This is a genomic window from Corallococcus sp. CA041A (assembly GCF_003612075.1).
GTDB lineage: Bacteria > Myxococcota > Myxococcia > Myxococcales > Myxococcaceae > Corallococcus > Corallococcus exiguus.
On sequence record NZ_RAWF01000096.1, the window covers coordinates 1 to 21,080 of the forward strand.

Genomic DNA, 21,080 nt, shown 5'->3' on the forward strand with positions numbered 1-21,080 from the left:
CGAGAGCAGGTTCGCCCTGACGGCGGCCGTGTGCGCGGCGGTGCTGGCCGGGCTCCTGGGAATGATGGGGCTGCCCTCGAGGTCCTCGCGCGGAGCCCACCTGGAGGCCGCGGCGTCCCGGACGCATGGGGTGTCGCGCTCGCCTTCCACCCCGAAGCTGGGGTGGGAGGAAGCGGGGCTGCTGCATGGCTTGCACGTGGCCGCCCCGCGGGCGGGCTCGCGAGATCAGGTGGATGGCGGTGGCGCCGGCCTCCGCCCCCCGACACCCTTCACGCCCCGGCCGGACACGCTGCGCGCGATCCTCGCGCGCCATGACGCGCGGATGCTGGCGCTGGCCGAGGGCCTGCTTGCCCGGGCGCTGCCCTCCCGGCTCACGCCGCTGGCGGACCGTCCCCGGACGGTGAACTGCCCGGCGCAGGGTCCGCCCGGCCAGGGCTGAGCGGTTTCTTTCGTGCCTCCTCTTTCGTTCGCGGGCCCGCGTCCGCTTCCGCCTCCCGGTGTGTCCTCTGGGAACCCGGCGGGCAGGCCGCTCCCACGACACAAACCTTCCAGCACGCGGTGCGCCCTTCGCGGCCGCGCGAGACCTTCCTCCATGTCTTCATCCCCTTCCCCCGAGCCCACCTCACCCCCGTCGCAGCAGACCCAGCAGGGCGGCTCCACCCACGATCAGTGGCAGGGCGCGCGCCTGTTGTGGAGCGGACTGCTGTGTGTGCTCATCATCGCCGGGGCCATTGCCCTCGAGCGATGCAGCTGATTCCGCCCTAACTTCCTGTGGATCCGGCCCCGCGCAGCACGGGCGGGGCCGCTCATCGCGAGCCCATCACCTCCAGAGGCGCCCCCATGCACGACGCCCACGCGTTCCTCCAAGCCCTCGCCACCGTCCTTTGTGTCGCGGCGGTCACCACGGTCCTCTTCCAGCGCCTGCGCCAGCCGGTGGTGCTGGGCTACATCCTCGCGGGCTTCATCATCGGACCGCACGTCCCCATTCCGCTGGTGGCGGACCCGGGCATCGTGCAGACGCTGTCGGAGATGGGCGTCATCCTGCTGATGTTCTCCCTGGGGCTGGAGTTCAGCCTGCGGCGGCTGTTCCAGGTGGGGCCCACCGCGGGGCTCACCGCCGTCATCCAGTGCAGCGTGATGGTGTGGCTGGGCTTCATCGTTGGCCGCGCCTTCGGCTGGACGATGCTGGAGAGCCTTTTCACCGGCTGCTGCATCGCCATCTCCAGCACCACCATCATCGCCAAGGCGTTCGACGAGCAGAACATCCGGGGTGCGCTGCGCGGCATCGTGGTGGGCATCCTCATCGTGGAAGACCTCATCGGCATCCTGCTGATGGCCATGCTCACCGCGGTGTCCACCGGCTCGGGCCTGTCCGCCTGGGACCTGGCGCTGACGGTGGGCAAGCTGGCCGCGTTCCTCGTGGGGCTGGTCGGCATTGGCTTGTTCGTCGTGCCCCGGTTGATGCGCTACATCACGAAGCTCCAGCGGCCGGAGACGACGCTCGTCAGCAGCGTGGGCATCTGCTTCGCGGGCGCGCTGCTGGCGCAGACGTTCGGCTACTCGGTGGCGCTGGGCGCGTTCCTTGCGGGCTCGCTGGTGGCGGAGTCCGGCGAGGGCAAGGAGATTGAACACCTGGTGCAGCCGGTGCGAGACCTGTTCGGCGCGGTGTTCTTCGTGTCGGTGGGCATGCTCATCGACCCGGCGCTCATCCGCGAGCACTGGGCGGCCATCGCGGTGCTCACCGGTGTGGTCGTCGTGGGGAAGATCCTCAGCGTGTCGCTGGGCGCGTTCTTCACGGGCAACGGCACGCGCACGTCCGTGCAGGCGGGACTGAGCCTGTCCCAGATTGGCGAGTTCTCCTTCATCATCGCGGGCCTGGGCCTGTCCCTGAAGGCCACGGGCACGTTCCTCTATCCGGTGGCGGTGGCCGTGTCCGCCATCACCACATTGACGACGCCATGGCTCATCCGCGCGTCCGGTCCCATCGCCAACTGGGTGGACCGCAAGCTGCCGGCGCCGCTGCAGACGTTCGCGTCGCTGTACGGCAGCTGGGTGGAGAACCTGCGCACGTCGCCGCGCCAGAAGACGGTGGGCGCGCGCGTGCGGCGCATGGCACTGCTGATGCTGCTGGACGCGGCGTTCATCACCATCATCGTCATTGGCACGTCCGTGCTGCTGCCCCAGGTGACGGAGTTCATCGACGAGCGCATGGGCTGGGGCAAGACGATGACGCCGTGGATCGTCATCGGCCTGTCCACGGCGCTGGCCCTGCCCTTCTGCGTGGGCATCGTGCGGATGGGGCGGCGGCTGGGCGTGGTGCTGGCGGAGGGCGCGCTACCGGCGGCCGCCAACGGCAGGGTGGACCTGGCGGCGGCGCCTCGGCGGGTGCTGGTGGTGGCGCTCCAGTTGGCCAGCGTCTTCATGGTGGGCGTGCCGGTGCTGGCCATCACCCAACCGTTCATTCCCGGCGTGCCGGGCGCGGTGGTGCTGCTGGTGTCCCTGGGCGTGATGGGCTTCGCCTTCTGGAAGAGCGCCACGAACCTGCAGGGACACATGCGAGCGGGCGCGCAGGTCATCGTGGAGGCGCTCGCGGCCCAGTCCCACGCCAAGGGCGACGAGGACGAGCCGTCACAGGACGTGCTGCACGGCGTGCGTCAGATGCTGCCCGGCATTGGCGAACCGGAGTCGGTGGCGCTCGGCGAGTCCAGCGCGGCGGTGGGCCGGACCCTGGCGGAGCTCAACCTGCGCGGCATGACGGGGGCCACGGTGCTGGCCATCCGGCGGGGCGAAGCAGGCGTGCTGGTGCCCACCGCGCAGGAGGTGCTGCGCGCGGGTGACATCCTCGCGCTCGCGGGGACTCATGAGGCCATCGACGCGGCGAAGGGCGTGCTCGGCTGAGGCAGGGCACCGGATGCAATGGGGGACGCGGCCGTCCGTAGCAAGGGCATGCCGCTCCCCTTCCGCGTTCCGGAGGTTCCCGCCATGCGCCGCCCGTTCCTGCCCACCCTGTTGCTCGCCTGCTCGCTGGCCTTGCCTGCCCTGGCGGCGGAGCCGGCGAAGAAGCCGGCCAAGGCTCCCGCCAAGACCATCTGCGTCAACGTCAAGGATGGGAGCAAGGCGGTCCAGGGGACGAACCTGGTCATCGAGCCCGGGGAGAAGATCAAGGACGCGGTCGCCGTGGATGGCGACGTCATCGTGAAGAAGGGCGCGGTGGTGGACAACGACGTGGCCGCCATCCGGGGCCGCGTCATCCTGGAGCCCGGTGCCAAGGTGAAGGGCGACGTGGTGTCCATCGGCGGCGAGGTGCGGGTGCCCGCGGGCGCGCACGTCGACGGGAACGCGACGGCGCTGGGCGGCAAGCTCGTCCTGGACAAGAAAGAGGACGTGGGCGGGGAGCAGAACTCCTTGTCCCTGGTCTTCAACGGCGACGACCTGGTGAAGGAGTTCATCGGCAAGGCGCTCGACGAGGATGCCGGCAAGTGCCACATCCTCGACGACGACGATGATGACGACGACAAGGACGTCTGAGCCGTCCTCCACCGTGTCAGGCAGCCCCCGTCACTTCCATTCTGGCGGGGGCTTTCGCGTGGCGCGGCGGCGCGAGCGGGGTTGCAGGTGCACCTCGTCCCCGCGGCAGACGCGCACCCGCAGGAAGCGCTGGAGTTGATCCAGGGCCAGGTCGTGGTCCTTGTCGCTCTCCGCGCAGCAGCAGTCGCTGAGCACGGTGATCTTGAACTCGTGCATGTGCGCGTCGTGGGCGCTGAAGAAGACGCACAGGTTGGTGGCGATGCCCGCGAGCAGCAGCTTCTTCGTGCCCAGGTGCTCCAGCAGGGGCACCAGCGACGTGGCGAAGAAGGCCGAGTGCTTGGGCTTGAGGATGAAGTAGTCGTCCGGCCGGGGCTTGAGCGCGCGGGCGACCCGCTGGCCCCGGCTGTCCTTCCGGGTGCAGTGTTTGTAGACATCCGTGAAGCTGCTGCGCCACAGGTCGAAGTTGTCGTTGACGTAGATGACCGGGACGCCCGCCTTGCGCATCCTTTCGGCGAAGGGGCCCAGGCGCTCCACCATGCGCAGCGCCCAGGGCAGGACGTTCTCCCCGCCCGGGAACTCCAGGTCGTTGATGACGTCGATGATGAGCAGCGCGGTGTCATGCCGCCGCTCATGCGGCGTGCGCGTCTGCTTCCGGACCGCCTGGCGCGGCTTCGCCACGTCCACCTCCCCGTGGCGAAACGCTAATCATCCTGTCGCCGATCGCCCAGGTGCCGCGCGCGAAGGGTTACCGCCGGGCGCGGCGGGGCCTCCACACGAGCCCGGAGAGCAACCACCAGGCCAGGACGCCTGGGAGCGCGCTGGCGCCGGCACTGCACCCGCCGGATTCATCCTCCATGTGCACGGGCACCGTGCCGCCATCCTTCGCGGAGCCCGCGTCCACGACCGCTCCGGCGTCCACCAGGGTTCCCGCATCCTCCACGGTCCCTGCGTCCTCGATGGCCCCCGCGTCTTCGATAGTTCCCGCATCCTCGAGGGTTCCCGCGTCTTCGACAGTCCCGGCATCCTCGAGGGTTCCCGCATCCATTTCCGGTCCGCCGTCGACGCCGCCGTCATTGGCAGGCTCCTCCGGCACTTCGTCCTCTTCCGTGCGGGCATGGACGGTGACCACGGGGAAGTCCTGCGACGGCGTGAACGTGAAGGACGCGTGTTCGACGTCCGCATCCGCGTCCTGCACCGCGCCCAGCGTCACGAATTGAGGAACGCTCCAGTTCTCGAGTGTGAAGCGAAGCGAGCCACCCTCGACCACGGACAGGTCGCCCTCTCCACCCTGCACCGCCACCTTGACCCAGACATCCACCAGGGGCGGCATCGCCAGGGACACCATGACCGTCTGGGTTTCGCCCTCCGGAATGACGAGATCCAAGGGCGACACGATCAAGGCCTGACCTTCCGGCGTCGGAGTGACCCGCAAGATCACCCCATAATAGCTCAACACATACAGCGCCCCGTCCGGCCCTTTGCTCACGTCGACGAAGCCGCCTCCTCCGTCACGATTGATGATGATGTCATCCGTGGCCACGGAGCCATCCACCGCGAACCGGATCCGATGAAACATCCCGCGGAAGTCCGCGTACAAGTAGTTGTGGGAGTAGCTCGCGGGGAAGCGTGTCCCCTCATAGAACATGCCGCCCATGGTGAACTCACCCTCCGGCCATCGCCTGAGCCGACCGCCGCCGCTCACCGCGTCCGGCTCCGGTTGGTCCACGGTGAACGACCGCGAGGAGGGATGCCCCGTGACATAGAAATCGCCGTTGAAGCTGGGGTCCTCCACGTTCCTGATCAGGAGCCGCGTCCCTTTGCGGTACGAAGAGGACTCCAGGTCGTCGCCCATCATCGTGAAGGTCGCGACGCCGTTCTGCCGCACCGCGCCTGTCGGGGTGAACGGATACTCATCAATGACCCCTGGCAGGTATGAATACACCGGCGAGAGGTAGCCAGCGGGTTGGTTGTTCTCGTAGTCGGGCCAGCCACCATGATCCCCCGGGCTGACGCTGAAGAGCTGATTGGCCCGCGGGCCCGAGGCATTGGCCCACAAGCGTCCGGTCCCCGGCTGGAAGACCAGTCCATAGAGATTGCAGAAGCCCCGCGCCCAGATGCTGTCCACGTTGGGGCCAGCCCCGTCGTAGAAGGGATTGTCCGTGGGCACGGTGCCATCCGGACGCACCCGGTGGATCTTGCCCGCCGCGTTCGTCAGAACATCTGGGTCGCGATAGCCATAGAGAGACCCCACCCCGAAGTACAGCATGCCATCGGGGCCGAAGGTCATCCCGCCGCCGTCGTAGTCGAGCACTCCCGCCTTGAGGCCGTCCACGATGACGGTGCGATTCAAGCCGACGCCGCCAACGTCGGTGTACCGGAAGATCTGCAACGTGAAGCCCGGCATCGCCGCGAAGAAGTAGACGTAGTGGTTGTTCGCGAAGTCCGGATCGAAGGCCATCCCCAGAAGGCCTTGCTGCTCGTGCCCCTGCTCGAATGACTCGGAGATGAAGGGGGTCGGCTGCAACACCCCGTTTTCCACGACGATGACCTTTCCAGACATCGTCGTCACGAACAGGCGGCCAGATCCGTCCGGAACCCATCCCATCCGGGTGGCGTCGTAGTGTGGGAACGTCACCCAGTCCATGATTTCGAGGTCAGAAGCTGTCTCGACGGGTTGGGAATAGACGGGGAAGGCGGTCAGCAATGCCAGGGCAAGCCAAGGGACAATGGATCGCATACAGATCAGGCTAGCGCGCCTCCCCGTCTGTCCGTCAGTCTTTTCTTTCCAGCTCTGGATTCAGCTCCGCCGGGCGCGGCGGGGCCTCCACTCGAGTCCCGCGAGCAGCCACCAGGCCAGGACGCCCGGAAGCGCGGTGGCGCCGGCACTGCACCCGCCGGATTCATCCTCCAGGTGCACAGGCACCGTGCCGCCGTCCTTTGAGGAGCCCGCGTCCACGACCGCTCCGGCGTCCACCTGGGTTCCCGCGTCCTCCACGGTCCCCGCATCATCGAGGGTTCCCGCATCCTCCACGGTCCCTGCATCTTCGAGGGTCCCCGCATCCTCAAGGGTTCCGGCGTCGAATTCGCTCCCGGCATCCCCCGCAATGCCTCCGTCGGTAGCGGGCTCCTCCGGCACTTCGTCCTCTTCCGTGCGGGCATGGACGGTGACCACGGGGAAGTCCTGCGTCGGCGTGAACGTGAAGGACGCATGTTCGACGTCCGCATCCGCGTCCTGCGCCGCGCCCAGCGTCACGAATTGGGGAACGCTCCAGTTCTCGATCGTGAACCGAAGCGAGGCGCCGTCCACCACGGAGAGGTCGCCATCGCCACCCTGCACTGCCACCTTGACCCAGACGTCCACGGCGGGAGGCATCGCCAGGGACACCATGACCGTCTGGGTTCCGCCCTCCGGGATGACGAGGTCCGACGGCGACACGATCAAGGCCTGGCCTCCTGGCACCGGAGTGATCCGGTTGATTCCGCCGTAATAGCTCAGCACGTACAGCGCCCCGTCCGGTCCCTCGTTCACGTCGACGAAGCCGCCGCCTGTCTCATAGTTCATGATGACGTCTTCATTGGCCATGGAGCCGTCCGCCGCGAACCGGATCCGATGAAGCATTCCGCGGAAGTCCGTGTACAAGTAGTTGCCGGAGTAGCTCGTGGGGAAGCGCGTCCCTGTATAGAACATGCCTCCCATGACGAACTCGCCCTGGGGCCATCGCCTGAGCTGACCACCGCCGCTCACCGCATCCGGCTCAGGCTGATCCACGGTAAATGACTGCGGAGACGGATGCCCCGTGACATAGAAATCACCGTTGAAGCTGGGCTCCTCCACATCCCGAATCAGGATCCGCGTCCCTTTGCGGTACCAATAGGAATCCACGGAGTCGCCCAGCAGCGTGAAGGTCGCAACGCCGTTCTGCCGCACCGCACCTGTCGACGTGAGCGGAGAGTCATCAAAGTTGGCGGGGATGTATGAATAAACGGGCGAAAGGTAGCCCGCGGGGCGCCTGTAGTTGTAGTGGGGCCACCCTCCATGATCGCCCGGACTCACGCTGAAGATCTGAAGATTCTCCGGACTTGAGGCATTGGCCCACAGGCGGCCGGTTCCCGGCTGGAAGACCAACCCGTAGAGATTGCAGAAGCCCTGCGCCCAGATGCTGTCCACGTTGGGGCCCGGTCCATCGTAGAAGGGGTTGTCGGTAGGCACGGTGCCATCCGGGCGCACGCGGTGGATCTTTCCCGCCGCGCTCGTCAAGACATCTTCGCCCCGGCTGCCGTGGAGATTTCCCACCCCGAAGTACAGCATGCCATCCGGACCGAAGGTCATGCCGCCGCCGTCGTAGTCGAGCACTCCCGCCTGGAGCCCGTCCACGATGACGGTGCGATTCACGCCGACGCCACCGACGTCGGTGTACCGGAAGATCTGCAACGTGTAGCCCGGCATCGCCGCGAAGAAATAGACGTAGTGGTTGTTCGCGAAGTCCGGATCGAAGGCCATGCCCAGGAGGCCTTGCTGATCGTGCCCCTGGGTGAACGACTCGGAGATGAAGGGGGTGGGCTGCAACACCCCGTTCACCACGACGAGGACCTTTCCCCTCATCGTCGTCACGAACAGGCGGCCAGAGCCGTCCGGAACCCATCCCATCCGGGTGGCATCGTTGTCGCTGAAGATCACCCAGTTATCGATGATCTCAAGGTCACGAGCAGTCTCGACAGGTTGGGAATAGACGGGGAAGGCAGTCAGCAATGCCAGGGCAAGCCAGGCGGCAATGGATCGCATATCGAGCACGCTAGCGTGCCTTCCCGTCTGTCCGTCAGTCTTTTCCTTCCAGTTCTGGATTCAGCTCCGCCGGGCGCGGCGAGGCCTCCACAGAAGACCCGCGAGCAACCACCCGCCCAGGACACCCGGAAGCGCGGTGGCGCCAGCACTGCATCCGCCGGATTCATCCTCCTTGGGGCCCGTCACCGTGCCGCCATCCTGCTGGGTGCCCGCGTCCGCGACGGAGCCACCGTCCGTTCCGGTCCCCGCATCCGTATTGGCCCCGGCATCCGTCTGGGCGCCAGCGTCCACGACACTGCCCGCATCGGTGCCGGCGTCGGGGACTCCTGACGCTCGGACCTGGATCTGGAACGTCTGGACTGAATCCGGAAGCTGTCCATTGCTGGCGCGCACGGAGACGGTCACGGTCGCTTCGGTCGCGGGCGTCCAGGACAGACGTCCACTGACAGGGTCCAGCGTCATGCCTTGCGGCCCCTGCACCAGCGTCAGCAGCGGCTCGGGCTTCCCGAACGCCGTGACTGTATATGTATAGGGCTTCCCCACGGTCGCCTGCGTCACGGGTGCGGAGGTGATGGTGGGCACGCCAGCCACGTCCCTGGCGATGACGGTGACCACCCGCGAGGTGAGTCCCGGAGAGGACACCGTCAACAAGGCCACGTCGTCCTCGCTGTCCGTGTCACGCGCGGTCGCCACGGTGACCGTCTTCGCCGAGGTGCCGTCCTCGGGCGTGAAGGTCAGGGAGGCGCCGCCGGTGACGGTCACGTCCGCGCTCCCCGAAGTCCGGGCCACGGTGACCGTCACGGCAGACGTCGGCACGTAGGTCAGGCGGACGGTGAAGGTGCCGCCCATTCCCTCGTCCAGGTCGAACGACGTGGTGGAGAGTTGGAGCGCCTGGACTTCATCCTCCTCGGTGCGCGCGTGGATCTCCACGCCGGGCACGCCCTCCGGAAAGCCCTGGTCCATGGTGACGAAGAACGTGGCGTGGTCGATTTCATAATCCGCGTCCTGGGCCGCGCTGAGGGTGACGAACTGCGGGACGCTCCAGTTGGTCGCGTCGAAGAGCATCGGCTGCCCGGCGCTCACCCGGATGTCCGAGTCCTCTTCACGCCTCACGAGGGCCACATACGTCGGGGTCGTGGGAGGCATGGCCAGGGAGACCATGAGGGTCTTCGACCCTCCTTCGGGGACGACCAGGTCTTGAGTGGAGACGATCACGCCCTGGCCCGCGGGCAGCGGCGTGATCCGGAAGATCGTGCTGTAGAAGGATGAGACATACAGCGCGCCATCCGGTCCCACCGCGACGTCGGTGAAGTTCGACTCGTGGACGTAGTTCACCACGAGCTCCACCTTTTTCACGGAGCCATCCGCTCCCAGGTCCACCCGGTGGAGGTACCCACCGAAGTCGGCGAAGAAGTAATCGCCCTGGTACTCGGAGGAAAATCGTGAGCCTGCGTAGAACACACCACCGACCACGGCATCGCCCATCTGGTCTGTCTGCAGGCCACCGCCACCGCTCACCGCATCCGGACCGGGCTGATCCACCGTGAACGACAGGGGCGTCGGAAAGCCGGTGATGTAGCCGACTCCATTGAAGCTGGGGTCTGCCACATCCCGCAGATGGACCTTCTTGCCCTTGCGCAGAGAGGAGACCGGATAGGTGCCCTCCACGGTGAAGGTCGCGACCCCGCCCTTGCGCACGGCTCCTGTCGACGTGAAGGAGTACACGTCCCACAGCCCTGGCGTATAGGCGACGAGTGGCGACAGGAATCCCTGGGGCTGGTTGTTCTCATACTGCCACCAGCCCGCATGGTCACCCCGCCCCACGCTGAAGATCTGCTCGGCGATGTTCCCGGCAACGTTGGCCCAAAGCTTCCCGGTTCCAGGCTGGAAGCGGATCCGGAAGGGATTGCGGAAGCCTCGGGCCCAGATGAGATCGTTGTTCGGCCCCCAGTCATCGTAGAAGGGGTTGTCCGTGGGAATGCTTCCGTCCTTGTGGACGCGGAGGATCTTCGACGACATCAGGGACAGGTCATCATTGGTCCCTGCGTAGATGTCTCCATCCCCCACTCCAAAATACAGGAGCCCATCCGGACCGAAGGCCAGACCTCCGCCATTGTGGCTCTTGTTTTGCGGGATGTTGTCCACGATGACGGTCCGGTTGACACCCACACCGCCAGCCTCCGTGAACCGCAGAATCTGCGCCATGTAGCGGGTGACACCCCCTACGTCGATGTTCGGCTGACTGGCGAAGACGTAGACGTAGCGGTTGGTCGCGAAGTCCGGATCGAAGGCAAGGCTTTGCAGGCCCTGCTCTCCATCCGTTGCCACCAGCTCATCGATGAATGGCGTAGGCTGGAGCGCGCCGTTCTGGATGATCCGGACCTTCCCTCCCTTGATCACCACGAACAGGCGGTTGGAACCGTCCGGAGCCCAGACCAGTCCGGATGCATTCTCAATCTCCTGTGTCTCGATGAACTTCGCGACTTCGACGCCATAGGCGCCATTGGGGGTAGGAATATAGACCTGGGCCTGGGCAGTGAAGGCCGCAAGACATGCAAGAAACACCAAGGAATAGACTGAACGCATGGCAGACACGCTACCATCCATCCCTTCCTCAGGGTCTGGGCTTCACGCCCCAGATGCCTACCTTGCCGTCGTCCATGCCCCAGCTCACGAAGCGTCCGTCGGGGGAGAAGTTCGCGGTGCTGCCCTGCATGTCATCCAGGTCCGAATAGCCGAAGACGTCCCGGCCCTCGCGGACATCGATGACCACGAACGCGCTCGTGTCCGCGCTCGCAGCCAGTAGAGAGCCATCGGAGTTGAACTCCATCTGCAGCGCACCGGAGCCTGGAGCCTCGAGGGTCCGAAGCGTTGCCAGTCCGGGGAGGCCCAGGAAGAACAACTGGCCACCGGTATTCGAGGCGACCAGCGACTCTCCAGACGGCGTGAACGCCACGTTCCAGATCCACTGGGCATCGAGCGCACGGGTCCCCACGGGCTTGCCGGTTCTCGCATCCCAGAGGCGAACGGAACCGCGCGTCGCGGCGCCCTCCTGCTCCTCGGCGGCGCCCGCGGCCGCGAACCGGCCATCCGGCGACAGCGCGCAGCCATAGAGGTAGGCAGGATCCTCCAGCCGCCACACGAGCCAGTTGCGCTCCAGGTCCCAGAGCATGACACGCCCCTGGCCGGCGGTGAGCAGCAGGCGGGTTCCGTCCGAGGACAGACACGCGCTGGAGACGGAACCACCGGTCTCCACCGAGGACAGCAGCGTGCCGTCGGTGACGGACCAGGTCCGGAGGGTGCCGCGAACCGTCACGGACAGGAGGCGCTGGGAGCCAGGGAGGAACCACGCGGCCACGCAGCGGGAAACGGAGTGCGCGAAGAGCGGAGTCGTCTCTTCCGAGTGCAGGTCCCACCAGCGCAACGGTGTCCCGCCCTGCTTCTGGACGGACAGCAGGTAACGCGACGACGCATCCCACCCCAGCCACTGCCACCGTGTGTACGGCGACAGCTCCGGCTCCCCCAGCGTCCGCAGCAGGGACAAGTGTTTCGCGGTGTCAGGGGTCAGCATCAAGACGCTCCAAGCGGTTCCAGCAACCCGACCCGTTGCAACTGGTCCCGCACCTCTTCCGCGAGCGCGACATGATCCGGCCTGGTCAGCGTGAATCGTTCCGGGGTCAGGATGACGAGGGTGCCTCGGTCCTCAACGGGTTCGACTCGCACGGGGCCGGGAAGATGCGGCACCGGACCTCGGTCCCGGGAGAAGTACGTCATCCATCCGATGAACGTGCCTGCGTCGCCTGACTCAGACACCGAGTCCCGGTGCGCGTCGGAAGTGACGATGCCCCATTCAGGCTCCCAGGCCAGCACCATCGCCTTCAGCACCAGGGACGCTCTCTGCTGGGAGAGGAGCCTTGGCGCAGAGGGGGTCCAAACGCAAAGGTCCACGGCACCCGGCACCAGAGCCCCGCAGGAGAAGTTGACGACGCTGCTGTCGTCAGCACTCCCGTTCCAGGCGGCGAAGGAGATTTCGCCTTCGCCTATCTGGTACTTCGTCTTCTTGAGCAGTTGCTGAAGCGAAAGGGCATCTGGACTGATCCGGCTGTTGAGCGCCGGCTCCCGGGAGCGGGCCTGCTCGTACCAATTCGCGAGGATCGGGTCTGTGGAAGCCAACCGCTGGAACAGGGCTTCGGCCCGCCGAGCATGGGTCTCCAGCGGCTCGGGCCTTCCGGGCCAGTACACCCCTGCGTAGTAGGTTTCAGTCATCAGCCGTGAAGACGTTCAGCGCGGAGAAGTGAAGTGGACGGGAATCCGCCCCAGACCGTTTCTCTTGAAAAGCGCTCGTACGTAGTCCGCGACCTTGCGCTCCGCGAAGTGCCATTCCAGGGGAACTCCACGGGCAACGCGCTGCTGTCGCTTCGCCTGTCGGACCATGTCCGTGAATCCCTCGAACCATCCGCCCTGCTCCACGGCCATCTCGAGGAACTTCTCATAGCCCGGGCCTTTGGCCTCCAGCAACACGCCATTGGTGAACCCGTCGAACTTGACGCTGTCGACTTCGTAGACCAGTCCCTCCGCGGCGTTGGTGATCTGGGACTGGTACTTCCGGGCCGCATCCTCCATGTGCTCGGTCGCGGGCCGCCACTTCCCCGGTCCACCGGAAGAGGAAGCCCCACCGCCTGGGGCATTCGACTTCAACAGGATGACGGCCGCCCCAGGAGCTCCACTCAAGACCGTCGTCGCGCGTCCCACTGGGACCGAGACGAGGTCCAGCATCAGCGCGCCCTCCGCGGACAGTGAGAGCATCGGCGCGGAGACCTCCGCGCCCACGGCCAGCCCCTTCAGCGAGCGCGTCGTTGCAGAGGCCGTTCCCCACAGTGCGACGACATTCGTCGTCAGCCGTGCGGTCTCGCGGATCTGCTCGCCGCGCGTCATGTGCTGGAATCGTTCCCAATAGGCGGGAGAGTTCGTGATGAGGGCCACGATCCCCGCCGGCAGGTTTCGCAGCCCAGCGATGCTGTCCGTCGGGCGCGACAACAGCTGACCCAACGCGTGGTACAGCTCCACGAAGGCGTCCTCGGCGCCATCCAGTGAGCGGCTGATGACATCCGCGTCGTCGTACACCTCGGCCAGGGGTCTCGGGTCCACGGCGCGCAGCTGCGCGTCGACATGGCGGAAGACTCCGCCACGGCCGCTGTAAAAGCGGCCCAACTCGAAGTTCCCTGCGCGGAAGGCTCCGTCCCTCCACTTCACCTCCGAAACCTTCTGTTGCGTCCTGCCATCCAGCTCCCAGGCGAGATATCCGTCCGGCCGAAGCACCGCCACCTGCTCGCGGGCGAAGCGTTCCACCCGCCGCGCCAGCTCCTCACGCGACACGTCGCCGTCCGCCAGCACCTCGCGCATCAGGAAGCCCGCGGCCATCCGCGGAGGGAAGGAGCCCAACGTCACGGGTGTCTCCGTCAGCCGTTCGAGCACTCCCACTGCGTCCTCGGGTGTAAAGGGATTGCGGCGAGTGGGCAGCTCGTCCACATCCTCCAGCCCGGCGTGAATCAGCACCTCCTCGAACGCATCCGGCCGGAGGAACTGCGTGCTTCCTCTTCCGGAGGCAGCCTCCACCCCGGCACAGCCACTGCAGAACAGAGCCACGAGTACCGCGATGACCGCCAGGCGCATGGGCCCACTCTAGACCGCCGGTACAATGGTGGGCCCCCAACGACTCGCGCCTCACGCTGCGTCAAGCCAGGCCGCGCGCTGGGGGGCTTGAGTCGGAGCGATCCGGCGGCCTAAGACGCGGCCTCCCCGTCCAGGGGACCCTTTTCAAGGAACACCATGCTCAAGAAGATTGCCATTGGCGTCGTTGCCGCGCTCGTGCTGCTCGCAGGCTTCATCGCCACCCGCCCCGATTCCTACACCGTCACGCGCACAACCACGGTGGCGGGTACGCCCGACATCGCGTTCGGTCTGGTCAATGACTTCCACCAGTGGAACCAGTGGTCCCCCTGGGACAACCTCGACCCGAGCATGAAGAAGACCTTTGGCGGCGCGGAGTCGGGCGTTGGCGCCACCTATGGGTGGGTGGGCAACAACGACGTGGGTGAGGGCCGCATGACCATCCTGGAGGCCACCGCCAACGCGGCCGTCCGCATCAAGCTGGAGTTCATCAAGCCCTTCGAAGACAGCAGCATCACCACCTTCACGTTCAAGCCCGCCGACGACGGCACCACCGTCACCTGGACCATGGCCGGCAACCACAACTTCATGAGCAAGGCGATGTGCCTCGTCATGGACATGGACCAGATGATCGGCAAGGACTTCGAGAAAGGCCTCGCCAGCATGAAGACCGCCACCCAGGCCGAGGCCACGAAGCGCGCGGAGGCCGAAGCCGCCCGCAAGGTCGCCGAGGCCAAGGCCGCCGAGGAGGCCGCAGCCGCAGCCGCAGCCGCTGCCGCCGCTGCCGCGCCCGCGGCAGGCACGCCCGCCGTCGCCACGCCCACTCCGTAGTCCACGGCCACCACCTCGTGGCCAACGGCCCCTCGCGCCTCCCAGGCCCGAGGGGCCTTCTTGTTCACGGCGGATCGATCACAACCGCCAGCGCTGGGGAACGGGCTCCCGAGCCAGCCCCAGGCTCCTGCGATTGACCAGGCGATTGCGCGGATCCACCGCGACCTGCTGGACCTTCCACGGCAGCCCCTTCACCGTGAACCCCGCCGTCGCGGACTCCGGGGCCAGCCCGTAGGAGACCGTTACCCGCCGTCGCTCCTCCGGCACCGCCCCCTGAAGCTCCAACTCCACCTCGCAGGGATACACCTTCCCGGTCTCCGTCCGCTGCGTCACCCTTAACGTCAACGAGTCCCCCTGGCTCCACTCCACCTGGAAGTACGGCCAGTCCGGCTCCCCTTCCCCATCCACCCAGGTGTCGAAGTAGAGCCGCAGGTTCCTTCCTGAAGCGCCTTCGAGCGCCTGGCGCAGGTCCTCGATGCTCCGGACTCCCGGCTCCGCCAGGAACGCCTGGAGCCCCGTCAGCACCTGCTCGCGACCCAGCAGGGATTCCAGTTGAACCAGGAGGATCAGCGGGCCCGTACCGTAGATGTCATTCACGAAGGAGAGGAAGGACGGCTTGGGCGTGTCTCGTGGACGCAGATGGTAGGAGGCCGTCCGCGCCAGCCGGTCCCAGTACGCCAGCGTGACCGCGGCGTCTTCACCCCGGTGCTCGTCCTCGAAGACATACGTGAGGTACTCCGCCACCGCTTCCTTCCACGGGTAGTCCTCCGCGCTCGCCAGCGTCGTCCGGTCACCGGCCCACTGGTGCACGATTTCATGCATCAACGTGTGCATCGTCACGTTGGCGTAGGGCCCGCCCATCCATGGCAGGTCGTCGCGCAGCACGATGTTGGCCGGGTGCTCCATGCCCAACCAGTCCGTGCGCCCGCTGGCCACGCGCAGCTCGGGGCCATAGGGCAGCGGCCCGAAGCGGGCCGTCATCCGCGCCAGGAACTCCGCCACCGCGCCCGCGTCAATCGCCGGCCCGAGCAGTCCCCCTGGCGGCTCATACAGCTCCACGCACCCCACGTCCGTGTCCACCAGCCGCGTGCGCTCCCACGCCGGATGCGAAGCGACCATGAAGGCGGAGTACGTGGGGGCTCGCGTCCCCAGGAGCTCGCAGCGCGTATGTGTTTCATCTCTCCGAGACAGGTTCCCCGGACACAGCACCCCGTCACCGGGCGCGTGCGTGATGTCGAAGGTGAAGTGCGCCAGCCTCCCGGGCGCAGTGTCACACGGCCCGAAGAGGTCGCAGGACTCCAACCAGCCCAGCAGATACGTGAAGGGACGGCCCTGCGCATCCAACCGCCGTGAGAACCCCACCTGCGTGTACGGCACGGTGGACTCCGGCACACGCAGCCGGCTGTCGAGCCACAACGGCCCCTCCAGCGGCGCAACGCCGCAAACCTCCATCCGACCGTCCGCGAGGCGGAAGCTCTCGGGAGGCGCACCGCCCCACCGCACGTCCGTCACCTCCGCGCGAGCTGGAAGGGACACGCAGCCCCGCGCGCCAGCCTCCACGTCCAACCACAGCCGGGACGACGCCTCCCCCGTGGTGAGGTCGAATGCGAAATCGTAGCGCTCCACCGTGGACGCCAGCACCACCCCGCCCGCGTCCGGTGACTCCAGGGGCGGATCGTCGGACTCGCAACCCGTCACGCCCAGGACGAAGCACGACAGCGTGAAGCATCGGATCCAGCTCAGGAGCACGACACGGATACGGCCCCGGGCGCTCCGTTGGGTCGTAATGAAAAAGAAAGAGGAGCGGCCATCACTCCGGCCGCCCCTCCCCTATCTCAAGTCCTCACCCTACTTCGTGAAGGTGATGGGCCCCGAGGACAGCGTGGTGTTGTTCGCGCCGTCCACCGCGCGCACGCGCCACGTGTGCGAGCCCGTGGACAGACCGTTCAGCGTCGTCTGCTCCGTGCCCACGCCGTACACCTCGAACTCCCACAGCGAGTAGCCGTACGCCGTCGCGCGCTGCACGCCGCGCATGCGCACGTAGCGGCCCACGCCGGCCACCGTCCAGTCGTCGATGCCGCCGTCGCCGGTGTCCACCGTCCGCAGCGCCGTCCAGTTGGTGGAGCCGTCCAGCGACGACTCCAGCACATAGCGGCGGCCGTAGGCGGCCTCCCAGTTCAGCACGATGCGCTTGAGCGAGTAGATGGCCCCCAGGTCGACGGTGATGGACTCCGTGTCACCCGTGGTCGCCGTGCCCACGCTGGACCAACGCGTCGCCAGGCTGCCATCCACCGCGTCGTTCGCGCTGCCGAACTCCACGGACGTGGCGTAGGCATTCTTCCCCCGCGCCAGGTTCGTGCCCGCCGGCACCGGCGTGCTGCGCAGGATGGAGGGGGTGCGGTCCGTGCCGTCCACGATGAGGACGTACTCCGCCACGCCCGCGCCCACGTCCGTCGTCTGCTCCCAGATGAAGCGCGTGGACGTGCCCGGCACCGACTGCCCGGCCGACGGCGACAGCGCCGCGAAGGCCGCGGGCGGCGTCGTGTCGTTCAGCGTGAAGGTGAACGTCGCGGACTGCGTGACGCCGTTCGCCCAGTTGAACGCCTTCACGAACCAGGTGTGCACCCCGTTCGCCAGCTTCAGTCCGTCCAGCGCCGCCGACGGCGTCTTGGTGATGGCCACCGGCATCGCGCCGCCGTCCAGGTACACCTCGTAACGCTGGATGCCCGTCTGAGGGTCGCTGCTGGCCGCCCAGGTGAACGCCGGACGCGTGCCGGTGATGACCAGGTTGTTTGACGGCGTCAGCAGGTTGAACGCCACGGGAGGCGTCGCGTCCGTCAGGCCGAAGCCCTGGATGCCCGCGCCGTACTGGTACAGCGGGTTGCCGTACGTGGGCGGCACCGGCTGGCCCGCCGCGATCTTCTGGCGGATGGCCGTGCGCTCCGCGTCCGTCGCGCCCAGGTCGAACGGCAGGTCCCACTTCTCCAGCTGGTTGTTCTCCACGTCCGTGCCTATCTGGTTCATGCCGCGCGGCAGCTGCCAGGGCGTCTTGCCCCGAGGCAGCACGTCACCGAACAGCACGTCCGCCACCGCGTAGCCGCCCATGTCGCCGGGGCGGTACGCCAGCATCAGCGCGTTGGAGAGGGGAACCACGTTCGTCAGCACGTACGGACGCGGGCTGATCAACACCACCGTCGTGGGGATGCCCCGCGACTTGAAGCTGTTGATGATGCCGTACTGGTCGCCCCACTTCGCGTCGTGGGTAGGGCCAATCGGGTCGCCCGGCAGGTACGGCTTCTCCTTGTCCCACTCCGTGCCGTGGGTGAAGTAGCTCTCGCCCACCACCACGATGGCCGCGTCCGGCGTCACGCCCGCGGGGGCGTTGTCCTTGTAGACCGTGAGCCCCGCGGCCTCCGCGCGCGCCTTCACCGCCGCGTAGATGGTCGGGTCGCCGAACTCGGTGCCGTGGAAGTCCGAACGCCAGGTCACCATGCAGGACATGTCGTCCGCGCGCGGGCCCGCGATGACCAGCTTGCCGCCCGCCGGCAGGCGGATGGGCAGCGCGCCATCGTTCTTGAGCAGCGTCATGGCCTCCTGGGAGGCGCGGCGCACCGCCGCCTTGCTGTCCGCGGTGTGCCACTGGGACGTGCCGGCCGGGCCCTGCTTGTACGGATCCTCGAAGATGCCCAGGCGGAACTTCAGGTCCAGGATGCGGCGCACGGAGTCGTTGATGCGCGCGACGGGGACTTCGTTCTCGAAGTTGGCCATGGCCTGCGGCGTCGCGCCGCCCATCACGTCTGAGCCCGCCGTGGCGGAGCGCACCCACGAACCCGACGGCAGCCAGTCCGAGCAGATGACGCCGTCGTACTTCAGCTGGTTGCGCAGGTAGTTGAGGATGCCCGGGTTGTCACCCGCCCCGTAGCCCTCCGGCCCCAGCAGCCAGCTGCCCGCGTAGCCCGGCATGATGCCGCTGGTGCCCGCCTCGATGGCCGCGTGCCACGGACGCATGTGGTAGTGGATGGTGGTGCCGTCGTAGGTGATGCCCGCCTCACCGCCAGCGCCCTGCCCCGGCCAGTGCTTCGTCGTCACCCAGATGGAGCTCGGGTTCACTTCCGGACCGCCCTGGAGGCCCGCGATGAGCGCGCGGGTGATGCCCGCCGCCAGGTCCGCGTCCTCGCCGTTGCCTTCCTGCGTGCGCGGATACAGGACCTTGGTGTTCACCTCCGCCAGCGGAGACAGCGTGCCGCGGCTGCCAATGGCCAGCTGCTCGCGGCGCTGGATGTCACCCATCTCGTAGATGGTGTCCAGGTCGCGCGTGGCCGCCAGCGCCGGCTGCGTGGGCCAGCTCGTCTTGTAGCCGTGGATGGAGTCACCCGCGTCGATGTGCGGGATGCCCAGACGCGTGGCCGCGGACGCCTTCTGGAACATGGGGATGTCCGTGGGCGACAGGGGCCCCATCTGGAAGCCGGCTTCCGGGTACGTCTTGGCGTCGTAGAACATCTGCAGCGCCTTCTCGCGCAGCGTCATGCGGCCCAGCAGGTCGTTCACGCGCACGGAGATGGGGTTGTGCCAGTCCTCGTACGGCTCAATCGTCCCGTTCTTGTTCAGGTCGCGCACGCCGTTGACGAGGTTGACGCCGTCCGCCTGCGTCTCCACCACCGGCAGGTACACGCTGAAGTTGCCGATGTCCGAGCGCGACGTGGTGCCACCCGACAGCGTGGCCACCACGTACCACTTGTACGTCCACCGGTCCGGCAGGTCCTCCGTGAAGGTGAAGGACGTGCCCGTCTGCGACGCCACCTGCGTGTAGCGATCCAACAGGTTGCCCGCCGCCATCCAGTCGTAGTCGTTGCGCGTGAGGTTGACGTAGACCTTGTAGTTCGTCGCGCCCGTCACCGTGGCCCACGACAGCGTGGGACGGCGGGACGCGGTGATCATCGCGTTGTTGCCCGGCGCGGACAGCCGGAACGCACCGGCAACAGCCAGCGGCGCGGGCGCCACGTACGGGTCCGGGATGATGGTGGGGTCGCGAGGGTCCGTGGGGCCATTGCCCGTGGAGAAGATCTCCACGTTCCAGTCCGCGCCCTGCACCGCCAGCGCCGTGACGGACTGCGCGCGCTGCTGCACGCCGTTGTAGTCCACCACCGCCAGGCGGATGTCCGTGTTGGGCTGCGTGGGAGAGAACTGGTTCTTCGACAGCGTCACCGTCGTGTTGGGCGGGAACGTGAGCTGGTAGGTGAAGGGCCCGGGCGGGTTGCGCACGGACGGCGTGGTGTTGCCCTCCTCCGGCACCGGCGTCACCGACAGCGGCGCGGGCGATACGTTGATCTTCGCGTACGCCAGCTCCGGGAAGTTCAGCTTGATGGTCTGGTTGGTGGTCTGAGTGGGGGGCGGCGTGGTGCCCCCGTTCTGGTAGACCTCGAAGGACCACAGCGAGTAGCCGTAGCCCGTGCCGCGCTCCGTGCCGCGCATGCGGATGTAGCGGTACGTGCCCGACACGGGGATCTCCCGGCGGCCAATGGCGCCGTTGGTCACCGTGTTGAGCGTCGTCCAGCTGCTGTCGTTGTTGGAGCCGTCAATCGTGTACGTCTTGCCGTACGCGCCCTCCCAGTCCAGCACCACCTTGCCCACCACCTGGGACGACCCCAGGTCCACGCGGATCCACTGCGGATCCACGCCCTGCGCGGAGGCCCAGCGGGTGTTGATGTCGTTGTCGAACGCGAAGCCCGGCTGGAGCCCCGCGGCGTCCGCCTCCACGCTGGACGCGGTGGCCGGACGGTTGCGCGCCAGGTCCGTGTTGGTGGGAGGCGGCGTGCCGCCCGTCTCATAGACGGCGAACTCCCACAGCGAATAGCCATACGCGGGCAGCGCGCGCGTGACGCCCTGCATGCGGACGTAGCGGCCCGTGGTGCCGGCCGGCAGGGACAGGTCGTCCGTCGCGCCGTCGCCGGTGTTCACCGTCAGCGCGTCGGTGAAGGTGGTGTTGTTGGTGGAGACCTGGATTTTGTAGACCGTGGCGTAGGCCGGCTCCCAGGTGAGCACCACGCGCGAAATGGTGCGCGTCTGGCCCAGGTCCACGGTGATCCATTCGTTCGCCGTGAAGCCGCTGGCCCAGCGGGTGCCACCGTCGCCGTCCACCGCGTACTGGCCCAGGAATGGAGCCTCCGCGGAAGAGGTATAGGTGGTCTTGTTCAGCGCGACGTTCGTCTGCGCGCGGGCGTCGGACGCGCCCAGGAGGGACACCAGCATGAGCACCGTCGCGAAGGCC

General features: G+C 67.3%; 14 protein-coding genes. 5 read left to right on the forward strand and 9 right to left on the reverse strand.

The window, feature by feature from the left end:
* From D7V77_RS43760 to D7V77_RS18665, 4 genes are all read left to right on the forward strand, one after another.
* On the forward strand, positions 1 to 439 hold a 439-nt coding region (locus D7V77_RS43760), incomplete at its 5' end, for a hypothetical protein (protein WP_158624429.1).
* Positions 440 to 592: 153 nt separating this feature from the next.
* Positions 593 to 754 (forward strand): hypothetical protein, encoded by a 162-nt coding sequence (locus tag D7V77_RS43765; RefSeq protein WP_158624430.1) that lies wholly within the window; start codon positions 593 to 595, stop codon positions 752 to 754.
* A gap of 86 nt (positions 755 to 840) precedes the next feature.
* Entirely contained in the window at positions 841 to 2,898 is a 2,058-nt protein-coding gene (locus D7V77_RS18660) for a cation:proton antiporter (protein ID WP_120577638.1), read from the forward strand.
* A gap of 84 nt (positions 2,899 to 2,982) precedes the next feature.
* Entirely contained in the window at positions 2,983 to 3,528 is a 546-nt protein-coding gene (locus D7V77_RS18665; protein WP_120577656.1) for a hypothetical protein, read from the forward strand.
* A gap of 30 nt (positions 3,529 to 3,558) precedes the next feature.
* Here D7V77_RS18665 and D7V77_RS18670 read toward each other — a convergent pair whose 3' ends face one another.
* The 7 genes from D7V77_RS18670 to D7V77_RS45720 form a co-directional block, all read right to left on the reverse strand.
* Positions 3,559 to 4,206, reverse strand: coding sequence for a cysteine hydrolase family protein (locus tag D7V77_RS18670; RefSeq protein ID WP_169820696.1), 648 nt, complete (start codon positions 4,204 to 4,206; stop codon positions 3,559 to 3,561).
* A 67-nt stretch (positions 4,207 to 4,273) separates the two neighbouring features.
* A complete protein-coding gene (locus D7V77_RS18675; protein WP_158624431.1) occupies positions 4,274 to 6,163 on the reverse strand; it encodes a PQQ-dependent sugar dehydrogenase in 1,890 nt (629 codons plus the stop codon).
* A gap of 162 nt (positions 6,164 to 6,325) precedes the next feature.
* Entirely contained in the window at positions 6,326 to 8,206 is a 1,881-nt protein-coding gene (locus D7V77_RS18680) for a sorbosone dehydrogenase family protein (RefSeq protein ID WP_158624432.1), read from the reverse strand.
* A gap of 165 nt (positions 8,207 to 8,371) precedes the next feature.
* On the reverse strand, positions 8,372 to 10,897 hold the full coding sequence (locus D7V77_RS18685; protein WP_158624433.1) for a PQQ-dependent sugar dehydrogenase: 2,526 nt from the start codon (positions 10,895 to 10,897) through the stop codon (positions 8,372 to 8,374).
* A gap of 28 nt (positions 10,898 to 10,925) precedes the next feature.
* Complete coding sequence (locus tag D7V77_RS18690; RefSeq protein WP_120577642.1) at positions 10,926 to 11,882, reverse strand: WD40 repeat domain-containing protein; 957 nt, start codon at positions 11,880 to 11,882, stop codon at positions 10,926 to 10,928.
* Complete coding sequence (locus D7V77_RS18695; RefSeq protein WP_120577643.1) at positions 11,882 to 12,577, reverse strand: immunity 52 family protein; 696 nt, start codon at positions 12,575 to 12,577, stop codon at positions 11,882 to 11,884. The genes D7V77_RS18690 and D7V77_RS18695 overlap by 1 nt, the downstream gene beginning before the upstream one ends.
* A 15-nt stretch (positions 12,578 to 12,592) precedes the next feature.
* Positions 12,593 to 13,984 (reverse strand): Tox-REase-5 domain-containing protein, encoded by a 1,392-nt coding sequence (locus tag D7V77_RS45720; RefSeq protein ID WP_120577644.1) that lies wholly within the window; start codon positions 13,982 to 13,984, stop codon positions 12,593 to 12,595.
* 156 nt (positions 13,985 to 14,140) lie between these two features.
* Here D7V77_RS45720 and D7V77_RS18705 point away from each other — a divergent pair, with 156 nt between their 5' ends.
* Entirely contained in the window at positions 14,141 to 14,812 is a 672-nt protein-coding gene (locus tag D7V77_RS18705; RefSeq protein WP_120577645.1) for an SRPBCC family protein, read from the forward strand.
* A gap of 78 nt (positions 14,813 to 14,890) precedes the next feature.
* On the opposite strand, the gene D7V77_RS18710 is transcribed toward D7V77_RS18705, so the two are convergent.
* Together D7V77_RS18710 and D7V77_RS18715 are read right to left on the reverse strand one after the other, a co-directional pair.
* Entirely contained in the window at positions 14,891 to 16,561 is a 1,671-nt protein-coding gene (locus tag D7V77_RS18710; RefSeq protein WP_120577646.1) for a M1 family aminopeptidase, read from the reverse strand.
* A gap of 99 nt (positions 16,562 to 16,660) precedes the next feature.
* On the reverse strand, positions 16,661 to 21,061 hold the full coding sequence (locus tag D7V77_RS18715; RefSeq protein WP_233597092.1) for a discoidin domain-containing protein: 4,401 nt from the start codon (positions 21,059 to 21,061) through the stop codon (positions 16,661 to 16,663).
* Between the last annotated feature and the right edge of the window lie 19 nt (positions 21,062 to 21,080).

Coding starts and splice junctions, on each gene's coding strand:
- D7V77_RS18660 (WP_120577638.1), top strand. CDS start 841: ATGCACGACGCCCACGCGTTCCTCCAAGCCCTCGCCACCGTCCTTTGT.
- D7V77_RS45720 (WP_120577644.1), bottom strand. CDS start 13,984: ATGCGCCTGGCGGTCATCGCGGTACTCGTGGCTCTGTTCTGCAGTGGC.
- D7V77_RS18705 (WP_120577645.1), top strand. CDS start 14,141: ATGCTCAAGAAGATTGCCATTGGCGTCGTTGCCGCGCTCGTGCTGCTC.
- D7V77_RS18715 (WP_233597092.1), bottom strand. CDS start 21,061: ATGCTGGTGTCCCTCCTGGGCGCGTCCGACGCCCGCGCGCAGACGAAC.
- D7V77_RS43765 (WP_158624430.1), top strand. CDS start 593: ATGTCTTCATCCCCTTCCCCCGAGCCCACCTCACCCCCGTCGCAGCAG.
- D7V77_RS18690 (WP_120577642.1), bottom strand. CDS start 11,882: ATGCTGACCCCTGACACCGCGAAACACTTGTCCCTGCTGCGGACGCTG.
- D7V77_RS18685 (WP_158624433.1), bottom strand. CDS start 10,897: ATGCGTTCAGTCTATTCCTTGGTGTTTCTTGCATGTCTTGCGGCCTTC.
- D7V77_RS18695 (WP_120577643.1), bottom strand. CDS start 12,577: ATGACTGAAACCTACTACGCAGGGGTGTACTGGCCCGGAAGGCCCGAG.
- D7V77_RS18665 (WP_120577656.1), top strand. CDS start 2,983: ATGCGCCGCCCGTTCCTGCCCACCCTGTTGCTCGCCTGCTCGCTGGCC.